A 13,179-nucleotide genomic window follows, 5' to 3' on the forward strand; every position below is an offset into this window, starting at 1 on the left:
TAATTTTCCCCATAAAAAATCCCCTCCATAATAAACAGTAAAGTAACTTTCTTTCAACTGTCTACTATAAGGGGATCATATCAGGATACAGAAATCATCTTCTTGATGTTGCCTAACTTTTTTCAAAATGTCCTTTACAAAGGGTACAGATTAACCCGCGTCCTCTTTTTTATTGGTGATTTTGTTGAAATTGACTCAATAAAATAATACCAAATATTATTTTACTTTTAAATAGCGTTATATTAAAATTTAAAAATAAAATACATTCGTCTTATTCTTTTAATATATTTTTTACAAATATCCATATAGTATTGAAAAAACAGAGAAGGGGAAACTTCTCTGTTTACTTTTGTATGTTTTTTTCGACTTGTTCTCGAACTGTTTGAATGTAATTCATTTTATGATCCCAGCACTCTTGGCTTAAATCGACAGGGTATTCTTCAGGATTTAAAGTTCGCATATATTCTTCCCAAAATAGAGAGAGACTCTGTTCATTATATTTTTGAATATCTAATATACTTGGTAGTTCATATGTTCTTTCACCGTTAACGAAAATATCTTTATGCAGTTCACGGGCTTCAAAGTTTGTTACGAATTTACTTATATATGTGTGAACTGGATGGAACATTTTTAAGCGCTCTTCTTTTCCAGGTTCTTCAGAATCTAATGCAATATAATCGCCTTCTGCATGATCGTTTACCCGATTGATAATACGATAAATTCGTTTCAGTCCTGGAGTGGTAATTTTTTCAGGGTTAGATGAAATTTTAATCGTATCATTTAATTTTCCGTCAGTATCTTCAATCGCAACTAGTTTGTAAACAGCCCCCAATGCAGGTTGCTCAAAGGACGTAATTAATTTTGTCCCAACGCCCCATACGTCAATTTTTGCTCCTTGAGATTTAAGGTGCATAATTGTATATTCATCTAAATCGCTAGAAGCGATAATTTTTGTATTTGTAAACCCTGCTTCATCTAATAGTTTTCGTGCCTTTTTCGATAAATAAGCCATATCACCACTATCAAGACGTATGCCATAGAAATCAATACGATCCCCAAATTCTTTTGCAACACGAATCGCATTTGGAACACCAGATTTCAATGTGTCATATGTATCAACGAGAAAGACGCACTTTTTATGAGTTTCAGCGTATTTTTTAAACGCGACGTATTCATCGCGATATGCTTGAACGAAAGAGTGAGCGTGTGTGCCAGCTACAGGAATCCCAAAGCGTTTCCCAGCACGAACGTTGCTTGTAGAGGAGAAACCACCAATAAAGGCAGCACGCGTCCCCCAAAGGGCAGCATCGAACTCATGGGCACGTCTTGTGCCGAACTCTAAAAGCTCATCATTACTTGCAGCATGTTTCATACGTGCTGCTTTTGTGGCAATTAATGTTTGGTAATTCACAATATTTAAGAGGGCAGTCTCAATAATTTGTGCTTCACCAAGTGGTGCATCAACACGTAATAAAGGTTCGTTATTAAATACAACTTCGCCTTCTTGCATACTGCGAATCGTCCCAGTGAATTTCATATTTTGTAAATAATGAAGGAATTCTTCTTCAAATTGTAATTCTGCTAAATAAGCGATATCGCTTTCAGTAAAACTGAAATTTTCTATGTACTCTACAATTTTCTCAAGGCCAGCAAAAACAGCGTAGCCGTTCTCAAATGGAAGCTTTCGAAAATATAAATCAAAAACAGAACGGCGATTATGAATACCATCTTTCCAATATGTATAAGCCATGTTGATTTGATATAGGTCTGTATGTAAGGCATAACTATCGTCTTTATAATGAGTCATCGCGAGAACACCTCCATAATTTGGTTATAGTATACCAATTTTTCACCATTCGTAGCAAAGAAGAGATATTGATGTGAAGTCAAGAGAGAAAAAAATGAAATTATGCATATTTTTTAGAAAATTTATATTTATCAATTTATATTTCTCCAGATTTTATGTATTATTAGAGTAATGGGGGTAATGAGAATGGAGGAGGACAATGCAACAAACATTAGAAAAAATAGGCAAACAAGTCTTTTATAAACGGCTACAGCAAAAAATGACACAAGAAGAATTATGTCAGGGCATTTGTTCTGTCTCATACTTAAGTAAGATTGAAAATGGAAAGATTGAAGCATCAGAAGAAATTCTACAATTGCTCTGCGCAAGATTAGAAATTGCCGTGACGGATTTGAGGGATGTAGAAGAAGATGTGAAGGGGAAGCTGGATGAATGGTTGAATGCACTAGTTCATTTAGACAAGCAACAAGTAGAACGTATATATGAAGAGTTGCAAGGTGAAATGAAGCATGTGTTGGATTTTGAAATTATAAATTATTATAAACTGCTGTATACACGTTATTTAATTATGAAAAGGGATATTTCTGCACTCGAAGAAGAATTAGATAAGTTGAAGAAGGTATATAAAAAATATTCTCCATTTCAGAAGTTGTTATATATGTACAGTAGAGGATTATTGTGCTGTTTACAGTATAGATGGAAGGATGGGCTAGATTACTTATTAAAAACAGAAGTAATGGCCAAAGAACAAGGGTATCATGAAACAGGCTTGTATTATAATATAGCGCTTGCATATACTCATTTAGATATTCATCATCTTGCAATTCATTTTGTAAATATGGCATTAGAAGGATTTCGTAGTGAATATAAGTTTAGAAACATAATTAATTGCCAAATCCTTATTGCGGTAAGTTATACAGAAAAAGGTCAGTATGAAGAAGCTTTAAAAATGTATGAGAGTATATTGAGAGAGGCCACATCTTTTGCTGATAAGGATGTACTATTAGCTATTACTTTAAGTAATATGGGAAGTATCTATTATAAAAAAGGCAAATATCAGCAAGCGAAAAAATATTATTTAGATAGTCTACAACTTCAAAAACAAATAGATTTAAACTATTTAGATACAATATACGAAATGGCATTAGTATGCATTAAATTAGAAGAGTTGGAAGAGGCAAGAACATTAATTGATAAGGGAATTGATGCAGCAAAACAGGAAGAGAGATTTAATGCAAAATTATATTTGCTTTTAATGCTTAGATATAAATATTTTGAAGAAGCAAAAGATTATAAAGCATTTTTGGAAAATGAGGCTATCCCGTTGTATAAATCCGCAGGAAATAAAATAGAATTAAAGAAAGTATACGTTGAACTAGCAGAACATTTTTCCAGTTTATCGAGATTTGAAGAAAGTAATCGATACTATAGGTTAGTTATTGATTTAATGAATGATAATAAGGAGGAATAAAAATGAAAAAGATGGTATTTGGAGTATTGGCGTTTATAGTGACTCTTACAGTTGTTGGAGGAATACATCAATATAGCAGTAAACCTGATATTGTTGGTCAACAAGCTAAAACTGTTGAACAAGTTAATTTATAATCTCCCCCCCTTTCCAACAGGAAAGGGGTTTTTCAATATTTGTTCCTCAAAATTCTACAAAACTTGAGAAAAAAATTATTTGAATTTTTAGTATATTAATAGTGGAAACATAATGCTAATATGAAACTACTCTTTTTCAAAAAAATTTTTATTAGGGGGAAGGTTCATGAAAAAGAAAAGTTTAGCGTTAGTGTTAGCGACAGGAATGGCAGTTACAACGTTTGGAGGGACAGGCTCTGCATTTGCGGATTCTAAAAATGTGCTCTCTACGAAGAAGTACAATGAGACGGTGCAGTCACCTGAGTTTATTTCTGGTGATCTAACTGAAGCAACTGGCAAGAAAGCAGAATCTGTTGTGTTTGATTACTTAAACGCAGCAAAAGGTGATTACAAGCTAGGGGAAAAGAGTGCACAAGATTCTTTCAAAGTGAAACAAGTGAAGAAAGATGCTGTAACTGATTCAACAGTAGTACGTATGCAACAAGTTTACGAAGGAGTGCCTGTATGGGGTTCTACTCAAGTAGCTCACGTAAGTAAAGACGGTTCTTTAAAAGTATTGTCTGGAACAGTTGCACCTGATTTAGACAAAAAGGAAAAGTTGAAAAATAAAAATAAGATTGAAGGCGCAAAAGCAATTGAAATCGCGCAGCAAGATTTAGGGGTAACACCGAAATATGAAGTAGAACCAAAAGCGGACTTATATGTATATCAAAACGGTGAGGAAACAACATATGCATATGTTGTAAATCTAAACTTCTTAGATCCAAGCCCAGGAAACTACTACTATTTCATTGAGGCAGACAGCGGTAAAGTATTAAATAAGTTTAATACAATTGATCATGTGACGAATGATGATAAGTCACCAGTTAAGCAAGAGGCTCCTAAACAGGATGCGAAAGCTGTTGTAAAGCCTGTAACAGGAACGAATAAAGTAGGAACTGGTAAAGGTGTATTAGGAGATACGAAGTCGCTTAATACAACGTTATCTGGATCATCTTACTACTTACAAGATAATACACGCGGGGCAACGATTTTCACATATGATGCGAAAAACCGTTCAACATTACCAGGAACATTATGGGCAGATGCAGATAATGTTTTCAATGCAGCGTATGATGCAGCAGCAGTAGATGCTCATTACTATGCAGGTAAAACATATGATTACTATAAAGCTACGTTTAATAGAAATTCTATTAATGATGCAGGAGCACCGTTAAAATCGACAGTTCATTACGGAAGTAATTATAACAATGCATTCTGGAACGGATCACAGATGGTATACGGAGATGGTGATGGTGTAACGTTTACTTCATTATCTGGTGGAATTGATGTAATTGGTCACGAGTTAACGCATGCTGTTACGGAAAATAGTTCAAATCTAATTTATCAAAATGAATCTGGGGCTTTAAATGAAGCGATTTCTGATATCTTTGGTACTTTAGTAGAATTCTATGATAACCGTAACCCGGATTGGGAGATTGGTGAAGATATTTACACACCTGGTAAAGCAGGAGACGCACTTCGCTCTATGAGTGATCCTACGAAGTATGGTGATCCAGACCATTATTCTAAGCGTTACACTGGTTCAAGTGATAACGGTGGTGTTCATACAAACAGCGGCATTATTAATAAACAAGCTTATTTATTAGCAAATGGTGGTACGCATTATGGTGTAACTGTAACTGGTATCGGTAAAGATAAATTAGGTGCGATTTACTACCGTGCAAATACACAGTATTTCACGCAATCTACTACATTTAGTCAAGCTCGTGCTGGTGCAGTACAAGCTGCTGCAGACTTATATGGTGCAAATTCTGCTGAAGTAGCAGCAGTTAAGCAATCATTTAGTGCTGTTGGTGTAAACTAAGGCTTTAAGGAAGAGCTAGTAATAAAATACCTCAAAAATAAAGAAGGAGCATAGGCTCCTTCTTTATTTTTTTCTCCATTTTTTCCACAAATAAAACAATCCAATAACGCCTGCGATTGTTACAACCCACTTCGCTTCATTTGTTCCGTTCATGACTTGGTATGCCGAATATACTTCAATCAATAAGGCCGGTATTTTACCTATTGTACTGGCAATACTGAAGGAGAGTAATGACATTTTCCCTAGAGCTGCAAATAAAGTCACGATACTTGATGGGATGAAAGGTATCAATCGAAACGATAGAACGAGTAGAAAGGCCTCTCTACCTTCTACATAAAGAAGACGCTCTACCTTTGGGTACTTATTTACTTTATCGTGAGTGAACTTTTGAAGGCCCAGGCGGTAAATATAAAACGAGATAATAGCCCCTAAGGCCTCACCTGCGATCGAAATGATTGTGCCATTTGTTACACCGAAGAGCTGTATATTAATGGCGGTTAAAAAGATGCTAGGAATAACACCTAAAAGACTAATGATGATGTTAATTAAGATACTAAGTGGAATTGCGATTGAATAGTATTCTGTTAAGAAATTTTGAATCGTTTCAGCCATTGTTTAAAATCCTTTATCTTTTTTTGCATTACACCATATTTCGATTGTATAGGCAAGGGAAAATTTACATAATGTAGAAAAACGTTGATAAGAAGGGGTCCTGATACCTTATATAGGTATTAGGTATATAAAAATAGGGGTATTTTAAATTGTTTTGAAAAATAGTATAAAACCCTTTTTATAAAAGGGTTTTATAATTATATTATTGGTGATTTTATTTGGGAAATAATTATAAAATATAGGGGGTATATATTATAAAAGGCGAAAAATAGAGGGTTGATGAAATTGCGCAGGTAAATATGGAAAAATAGATGAAAAAAATGAAAACTGATAGATTTTTTCGTTGTGAAATTGACTTTTAGTGAAGTTGCGATAATAATCATGGAAGAGGTGATATGATGAAACGAATAAGTAGTCTTTTCTTCAGTAGTTTATTGGCATTAATGCTGATCTTAAGTGGATGTGCAGGAAAAGAACAAAAAACAGAGAAACAGACAGGTAATCAAGCTACATCGGTAGAAAAAATTAGTGATAATATTTTAGATGAAATGGAAGGACCACCTAAAAATGGTCATACGATTGAAAGACATGTAGGCAAGTCAGAAGAGGATTTGAAGAATCGCTTGAAGACAGATAAAGTGTCAGCCGCAAGTACATACTATGATAAAGAAACAGCGACGAAAGCTGTAAAAGATAGCTTGAAGCAACATGACAAGGAAATTCAAGATTGGTTAAAAAATTCTAAAGAGGCTCGTCTCGTAGTAAATACAACTCATTCATTCCCTGTTGGAAAAACGGTAATAAAGAAAAATATGAGTGTAAAAGACAAGTTGGTAAAAACTGTTACTGTTTTAGCAAGAGATAAGTCAGGGGAATTAGGGTTTAAGATTATTACTTCTTATCCATCTGATAAATAAGAAGGGGGAGTACATTATGTATATGACATTACAATACTTTCTTAAATCGTACTGTACGTTAAGTATTCATGAGGATGAAATAGTAAGCGTGATGGAAGAGTTTATTGAACAAGAAGACGAAGAAATTGTTTTGAAATTACGTGATGAATTAATAAATATGAAGAAAAAGAACGCGTGGGAAGAGGCGTGTGTATTAGCTGCGAAGCAAGGAAATCGTATGTGGTCTTTAGAAGAAACGAAAGACCATCTTGAAACTTTTTTACTATTACTGCAAAAGAAAAAGGCGTGATTTAATCACGCCTTTTTCTTTATGTTATTCGGTTGATATTATCTATTCTTTTGGGGCGCTTTTATATACACTTTTTGAAATTTGTCCATTTGATATTACTTCCCCGTTTTGTGTTACTTTTTTATACGTAACCGCTGTGATTTTATCACTAGTCCTACTAATTACTTGAGAAGAAACTTCAACATTTTTACCAGTATTTGTACCGAAAATGCGTGTAGTAATACTACCTCCATTTGAAAATGCTTGAATATAAATATGATTGCCTGTATTATTTTTAAATTTTAAATCTGGACCATAATCTGCTACTGCTGCATCTTGCCCAAGTGGTAAATAATTTACTGGCATAGAATGATTGCTTCGAGAAACAATTCCTAAATCAGCCCTTAAAGCTGCGCTGTATAAAGTACTACTGACTTGGCAAACTCCTCCGCCTGCACTTTGTATTACTTTACCTTGTGAATATACTGCTGCAGATTTGTAACCATGTGCAGCATCAGTTACACCAACGCGGCCGTTAAAACTAAATGTTTCATCAGGTGCGACAATAACCCCACTTAAAGTATTAGCTGACTTATTTACGTTAAATGATTGATTTCCGTTACGGCCAGCCATTGGAGTAGAATATTCAGCAATGACTTCTTTAATACCCATTTTCTGTATATCTTCTGTAGAACGTTCTGGTTTTATGAATGTAACTGGTAATGTAACATCTGATTTACCAGTAGTAATAGCTTCGTTTGTTAAACCGCTTAGTTTCCCTTTATCAATTTTTTCTCCGTTTTGGCTTTGACTAACATTTACTGTTGAGCCTTCAATACTTAATTCTGCGTTAACAGGATTTTTTAATGTTTCATTATATTTATCTTTTATAAAGGTTTCATAAGCTGTTGCATTTAATTGTGGTGTTAATTTATAGTCACGTTTTAATTCACCGTTTTCAGCTTGCTTACGCATTTTGTAACGATTCATTACGTTTCCTTCTTGTTCTTTGAAGAGTTTGTCAATAATATCTTTCTCTTTATAATTTACCCCTAAATCTTTCCATGTGTAAGTTTGTTTATCGTTTTGGAATATGTAGGTAAGGGATTTTTGATCTAATTCAGTTACCCTTTGATTAATAATTGCTTGAATATCTTTCTTATTTTTTCCATCGAGAGAAATACCTTCAAATGTAGTATTTGGTAATGCAGTAGTATCTAATTGATTATTTAATTTGGATACATATTGATATCCCCCAACACCGCCTACACAAAGTAATATGCCCCCAGCAATTGCAGAACCAATCAGTATTTTACTTAGCTTCATTTATTTCCCCCCAGAAATTTATGTATAAATATATGTATTACATTTTTTGTATAAAAATGATGAAAATAACATTATGTACGTACTAGTATACTATTATTTTCACTGTGTGTGTAATGTTTTCATAAAAAATGTTACATCGCTGTAATAATTGTCACTTCTTGTCACAATGTGTATGAAAAATATGTTGAAAAATATAATAAAAAGGCTGTCTAGAATGATCTAGCAGCCTTTTTATTATAATTTTTTATGTTCATTTTTATTCGTAACACCGAGATGTTTTTGAAGGGTAGTTGAAATAGTATCGACGCTTTTTTCATTTGGCACGTAATAATAAATACCACCTATATATTTATCTGTACCTTCTACTTGCATTTTTTCCATCTTTAAATTTGAATCCATTGAATTTTTAGTAATTGTCATCATATCATCAAAAGTTAAATTGGTTTTTAAGTCTTTATCGACAGCGTCTAGTAGGCCACCGATTTTATTAATGGAATTAAGAGATAGTGCCTTTTCAGCAATGGCCTCTAATACAAGCTGTTGTCGTTGGCCACGCATATAATCACTATCGATGTGACGAGTTCTAGCTAGTGCCAGTGCCTCTTCTCCATTTAAATGTTGACGTCCTTTTTTTAGATGAATTGCATCTGCTTCATCTTTACTATTTTGCTCTGTGAATTCAACTGGAACGTCCACAGTAATGCCACCAAGAGAATCAACAATTTTAATAAAGGATTTAAAATTGAATTTTACATAATAATCAACTGGAACATCTAAAAAGTTCTCTACCGTATCAATTGTGCTGTCTACACCACCGAATACGTGCGCATGTGTGATTTTATCGTATTTATCACGTGATTTAATGTAGACGCGTGAGTCACGTGGAATGCTTACAAGTTTAACGGATTTATCGTTTTTATTAATTGTTGCAAGTAATAACGCATCTGTTCGAGTTGCTTTTCCATAATCTTTTTCCCTAATATCACTTTCATCAACACCCATAATTAGTACGGAAATGTTGTCGGTCATAGGTTTAACAGCTTTTTCACGTTTACTGGACTTTTCTCCTCGACCTAGTTCAGCATAAGCATTATTTAAGACGGACTTTGCTTTACTGTATATATGGAAGGAGTAGCCTCCTGCTCCAAGTGCTACAATTAGTAATGGAATAAGAAGGAACCAAAGTAGGCGTTTTTTCTTTGAGCGTCCTTTTTTGGCTCGCGTATCGTTGTTCGTGTCGGATTTCATCATTTTTTCTCCTTTAAAACTATCAAAGTGTATACATTTAGAAGTGTATTCAAACACATAAAAAATATTTTACGCTAAATAAAAGCGATTGTACATGTATAAAAAATAGATGTCTTGATTATTTATCCGGTATTAACGAGCAGTAAAACGCCCACCTCAAAGTCCAGTGAATACAATGAAGTTAGGTGGGAGATAACTGCCCGTAAATACCCGATTGATGAAGGATAATAATCAGAGTGGGGATAGCCCCACTCTGATTAAAGTTTCACTTTATAAGACACCTATTCGTTATTGTATACAAAAGATAGGGATAAGAAAATGATAAAATTTTACCTAATTACAACATAATGCTTACGATAATTGCAGATAAAATACTAACGAGAGTAGCTCCATATAGTAATTTAAGGCCAAACCTCGCAACAACGTTTCCTTGTTCTTCGTTTAGTCCTTTTACCGCACCTGAAATAATACCAATGGAAGAAAAATTGGCAAAAGATACAAGGAAAACGGAAATAATACCAACTGTACGGGGAGAAAGGCTATTAGAAATTTTACTAAGGTCCATCATTGCGACAAATTCATTCGTTACAAGCTTCGTTGCCATAATGCTACCAGCTGCTACAATTTCAGAGCTTGGTACACCGATAAGGAATGCGATAGGTGCAAATACGTAGCCAATTAATTGTTGGAACGTAATACCGAATATAATGAGGAACAAGTCATTAATACAACTAATTAATGCGACAAATCCGATGAGCATAGCGCCGACAACAATGGCTACACGAAAACCATCAAGAATATATTCTCCAAGCATTTCAAAAAAGCTTTGTTTTTCACCTTTGATTTCTAAAATATCTTCGTCATCTTTAACGTCGTAAGGGTTAATGATAAGTACGATAATAAAACCGCTAAATAAATTGAGAACGAGTGCAGTTACTACATACTTAGGTTCAATCATTGTCATATAGGCACCTACGATAGACATAGATACGGTTGACATAGCGGAGGCACAAAGTGTATAAAGACGGTGTTTTGGAATTTGAGCTAATTGCTTTTTCACTGTAATAAAAACTTCTGATTGGCCGACAATGGCAGAAGCGATAGCGTTGTAAGATTCTAATTTCCCAAGACCATTTATTTTACTAAGAAAGTACCCAATCCAACGAATGAAAAATGGTAGTATTTTGAAATGTTGTAATATACCAATTAAAACAGAAATAAAGACGATTGGTAATAATACAGTAAGGAAAAATGGCATTTCACCTTTATTTGCAAGACCACCAAATACGAAATTTATTCCATTAGCAGCATACTCGAGTAGCTTTGTAAACAAACTGGAAATGATTCTAATAAGTATGAGGCCGATTTCTGTATTTAATAGTAAATAGGTTAAAATTAACTGTATAATAAGCATGATAAAAATTGGTTTAAATTTAATATGCTTCTTATTATTGCTAGCAATATAAGCGAGCAAGAAAACAACAATTAATCCGACGAAAAAAGTAATGAATTTCATGGTAAGCCCCCTAAAAGAGATATTCTGCTATATATGTTTTTCATTTCAAGGGAGAATATGCATCTTTGGTAAAGAAAGGAATAGAGAGAGTATGAATATATGTAGAGTGCATCACGTTGCAATTATTTGTTCGAATTATGAGACGTCAAAGTATTTTTATACTAGAATATTAGGGTTTAAAGAAATGAATGAAGTATATAGAAAGGAACGAGATTCTTATAAATTAGATTTATGTGTAGGAGAAGAGTATCAAATAGAATTATTTTCATTTCCAAATCCGCCTGAGCGCAAAAGTTTTCCAGAAGCAGCCGGTCTTAGACATTTAGCATTTGCTGTTACAAATATAGAAGAAGCTGTGAAGCGTTTAAATCAATGTGGTGTTGAGATCGAACCGATCCGTATTGATGAAATAACGGGGAAGAAATTCGTCTTTTTCCAAGACCCTGATGGTTTACCTTTAGAATTGTATGAGGTTTGAAAATTGGTGGATTTTATATAGAGTTGCTTTCCAATAATTGAAGAAACTAAAGTGAAACTTCTTTTTAAAAGGAGGTGTAACTTTAGCTAAGAAAGCTAAAGAGCATATGTGGATATTTTAAAATTATTGATGGTAGTCATTCTTATTGGGTTAACAGCATTTTTTGTGGCTGTTGAATTTGCAATTATTAAGGTACGTAGCAGTCGTATTGATCAACTCGTTAGCGAAAAAAGACGAGGTGCACTGGCCGCTAAAAAGGTAACTACAAATTTAGATGAATATTTATCGGCCTGTCAGCTAGGTATTACAATTACTGCTTTAGGGCTCGGGTGGTTAGGGGAACCAACCATTAAACATTTACTCGAGCCGTTGTTTTTAAAATTGCAATTCTCACCTGCAATTTCCAGTACAGTTTCATTTATTATTGCCTTTGCAGTAATTACATTTTTACATGTTGTCATTGGGGAACTTGCTCCAAAGACATTTGCTATACAAAAAGCAGAACAAGTTAGCTTATTGTTATCGAAACCACTTATTTATTTTTACCGAGTTATGTATCCGTTTATTTGGGCTTTGAATGGTTCAGCGAGGGTTGTAACTGGTTTATTCGGATTACATCCAGCTTCTGAACATGAAGTAGCTCATTCAGAAGAAGAATTAAGGTTAATCTTATCTGAGAGCTATGAGAGCGGAGAGATTAACCAAAGGGAATTTAAATATGTAAATAATATTTTTGAATTTGATAATAGAGTAGCAAAAGAAATTATGGTACCTCGTACGGAAGTTGTAGGCTTATATGAGGACGAACCATTTGAAACACATATTAAAGTAATCGCGCAAGAAAAGTACACGAGATATCCTGTATTTGGTGAAGATAAAGATGAAATTATTGGGATGGTTAATGTAAAAGATTTATTTATTCGTTATATGGATGGTAATCGGGACGAGGAGTGCTCGATTATGCCATATACAAGGCCAGTTATTGAAGTGCTAGAAAATATTCCAATTCATGATTTACTATTACAAATGCAAAGAAAACACATTCCATTAGCTGTATTGTATGATGAATATGGTGGTACAGCAGGGATTGTTACACTAGAAGATATTTTAGAAGAAATTGTTGGAGAAATTCGAGATGAATACGATGAAGATGAGAATCCACCTATAGAGCATGTAAGTGAAGGCTATAAAATCGTAGAGGGAAAAGTGCTTATTAGTGAAGTAAATGATTTGCTTGGCATACATTTAATTGCTGATGATGTAGATACAATTGGTGGCTGGATTATGGTACAAAAACAAATCGTTGCTGAAGGAGATATTATTGAGAAACACGGTTTTTATTTTAAAGTCCTTGAAAAGGATATGCATCAAATTAAACGAGTGGAAATAAGGAAAGTAGGAGAATGATTTTCTATAAACTTTAATAAAAAGGATATACAGAAAAATAAATGTTTGCGCTTTCAAAAAAGGTACTATATAGTGAAGGTGGATACTGAAAAATTCTTCTGAATGATACTCGTGTTTTTCGAGGGCGG

General features: G+C 33.9%; 12 protein-coding genes. 7 read left to right on the forward strand and 5 right to left on the reverse strand.

The window, feature by feature from the left end; translation table 11 throughout:
* Positions 1–343: 343 nt before the first annotated feature.
* Positions 344–1,807, reverse strand: a complete 1,464-nt coding sequence (locus QO049_RS21780) for a nicotinate phosphoribosyltransferase (protein ID WP_000150184.1) — start codon at positions 1,805–1,807, stop codon at positions 344–346.
* 199 nt (positions 1,808–2,006) lie between these two features.
* On the opposite strand from QO049_RS21780, the gene QO049_RS21785 reads away from it, so the two are divergent.
* The 3 genes from QO049_RS21785 to QO049_RS21795 all read left to right on the forward strand — a co-directional run bounded on the left by QO049_RS21785 (position 2,007) and on the right by QO049_RS21795 (position 5,279).
* Positions 2,007–3,278 carry a helix-turn-helix transcriptional regulator gene (locus QO049_RS21785; protein ID WP_001187938.1) on the forward strand — a complete coding sequence of 424 codons (1,272 nt, stop codon included), beginning with the start codon at positions 2,007–2,009 and terminating at the stop codon, positions 3,276–3,278.
* A gap of 2 nt (positions 3,279–3,280) precedes the next feature.
* Positions 3,281–3,412 (forward strand): quorum-signaling peptide NprX, encoded by a 132-nt coding sequence (gene nprX, locus QO049_RS21790; protein WP_000738913.1) that lies wholly within the window; start codon positions 3,281–3,283, stop codon positions 3,410–3,412.
* Between the two features lie 166 nt (positions 3,413–3,578).
* Positions 3,579–5,279 carry a M4 family metallopeptidase gene (locus QO049_RS21795; RefSeq protein ID WP_000730369.1) on the forward strand — a complete coding sequence of 567 codons (1,701 nt, stop codon included), beginning with the start codon at positions 3,579–3,581 and terminating at the stop codon, positions 5,277–5,279.
* A 63-nt stretch (positions 5,280–5,342) separates the two neighbouring features.
* On the opposite strand, the gene QO049_RS21800 is transcribed toward QO049_RS21795, so the two are convergent.
* A complete protein-coding gene (locus tag QO049_RS21800; RefSeq protein WP_000852232.1) occupies positions 5,343–5,891 on the reverse strand; it encodes a TVP38/TMEM64 family protein in 549 nt (182 codons plus the stop codon).
* 398 nt (positions 5,892–6,289) lie between these two features.
* Between QO049_RS21800 and QO049_RS21805 the strand changes: the two genes are divergently transcribed.
* Both QO049_RS21805 and QO049_RS21810 read left to right on the forward strand, forming a co-directional pair.
* Positions 6,290–6,808: an RNase A-like domain-containing lipoprotein gene (locus QO049_RS21805; RefSeq protein WP_000822695.1), complete on the forward strand. Its 519-nt coding sequence runs from the start codon at positions 6,290–6,292 to the stop codon at positions 6,806–6,808.
* Between the two features lie 16 nt (positions 6,809–6,824).
* Positions 6,825–7,097 (forward strand): hypothetical protein, encoded by a 273-nt coding sequence (locus QO049_RS21810; protein ID WP_000282019.1) that lies wholly within the window; start codon positions 6,825–6,827, stop codon positions 7,095–7,097.
* Between the two features lie 42 nt (positions 7,098–7,139).
* On the opposite strand, the gene QO049_RS21815 is transcribed toward QO049_RS21810, so the two are convergent.
* From QO049_RS21815 to QO049_RS21825, 3 genes are all read right to left on the reverse strand, one after another.
* Positions 7,140–8,402, reverse strand: coding sequence for a VanW family protein (locus QO049_RS21815; protein ID WP_284489445.1), 1,263 nt, complete (start codon positions 8,400–8,402; stop codon positions 7,140–7,142).
* A gap of 234 nt (positions 8,403–8,636) precedes the next feature.
* Positions 8,637–9,653, reverse strand: coding sequence for an LCP family protein (locus tag QO049_RS21820; RefSeq protein WP_001986019.1), 1,017 nt, complete (start codon positions 9,651–9,653; stop codon positions 8,637–8,639).
* A 334-nt stretch (positions 9,654–9,987) separates the two neighbouring features.
* The gene (locus QO049_RS21825) at positions 9,988–11,166 is read right to left on the reverse strand and encodes a NupC/NupG family nucleoside CNT transporter (RefSeq protein WP_000668870.1); all 1,179 of its coding nucleotides are present in this window, start codon (positions 11,164–11,166) and stop codon (positions 9,988–9,990) included.
* Between the two features lie 91 nt (positions 11,167–11,257).
* Here QO049_RS21825 and gloA2 point away from each other — a divergent pair, with 91 nt between their 5' ends.
* Together gloA2 and QO049_RS21835 are read left to right on the forward strand one after the other, a co-directional pair.
* Positions 11,258–11,644 (forward strand): SMU1112c/YaeR family gloxylase I-like metalloprotein, encoded by a 387-nt coding sequence (gene gloA2 / locus QO049_RS21830; protein WP_098596033.1) that lies wholly within the window; start codon positions 11,258–11,260, stop codon positions 11,642–11,644.
* A gap of 108 nt (positions 11,645–11,752) precedes the next feature.
* Positions 11,753–13,051, forward strand: coding sequence for a hemolysin family protein (locus QO049_RS21835; protein WP_053514411.1), 1,299 nt, complete (start codon positions 11,753–11,755; stop codon positions 13,049–13,051).
* The last annotated feature ends 128 nt before the right edge of the window (positions 13,052–13,179 follow it).

The sequence above is a fragment of the Bacillus sp. RB3 genome (assembly GCF_030164735.1).
Classification (GTDB): Bacteria; Bacillota; Bacilli; order Bacillales; family Bacillaceae_G; genus Bacillus_A; species Bacillus_A cereus.

What these genes read in the sequence shown, in the direction of transcription:
- gloA2 (WP_098596033.1), top strand. Translation starts at nt 11,258, where the DNA reads ATGAATATATGTAGAGTGCATCACGTTGCAATTATTTGTTCGAATTAT.
- QO049_RS21825 (WP_000668870.1), bottom strand. Translation starts at nt 11,166, where the DNA reads ATGAAATTCATTACTTTTTTCGTCGGATTAATTGTTGTTTTCTTGCTC.
- QO049_RS21785 (WP_001187938.1), top strand. Translation starts at nt 2,007, where the DNA reads ATGCAACAAACATTAGAAAAAATAGGCAAACAAGTCTTTTATAAACGG.
- QO049_RS21780 (WP_000150184.1), bottom strand. Translation starts at nt 1,807, where the DNA reads ATGACTCATTATAAAGACGATAGTTATGCCTTACATACAGACCTATAT.
- QO049_RS21820 (WP_001986019.1), bottom strand. Translation starts at nt 9,653, where the DNA reads ATGATGAAATCCGACACGAACAACGATACGCGAGCCAAAAAAGGACGC.
- QO049_RS21810 (WP_000282019.1), top strand. Translation starts at nt 6,825, where the DNA reads ATGTATATGACATTACAATACTTTCTTAAATCGTACTGTACGTTAAGT.
- QO049_RS21815 (WP_284489445.1), bottom strand. Translation starts at nt 8,402, where the DNA reads ATGAAGCTAAGTAAAATACTGATTGGTTCTGCAATTGCTGGGGGCATA.
- nprX (WP_000738913.1), top strand. Translation starts at nt 3,281, where the DNA reads ATGAAAAAGATGGTATTTGGAGTATTGGCGTTTATAGTGACTCTTACA.
- QO049_RS21800 (WP_000852232.1), bottom strand. Translation starts at nt 5,891, where the DNA reads ATGGCTGAAACGATTCAAAATTTCTTAACAGAATACTATTCAATCGCA.
- QO049_RS21795 (WP_000730369.1), top strand. Translation starts at nt 3,579, where the DNA reads ATGAAAAAGAAAAGTTTAGCGTTAGTGTTAGCGACAGGAATGGCAGTT.
- QO049_RS21805 (WP_000822695.1), top strand. Translation starts at nt 6,290, where the DNA reads ATGAAACGAATAAGTAGTCTTTTCTTCAGTAGTTTATTGGCATTAATG.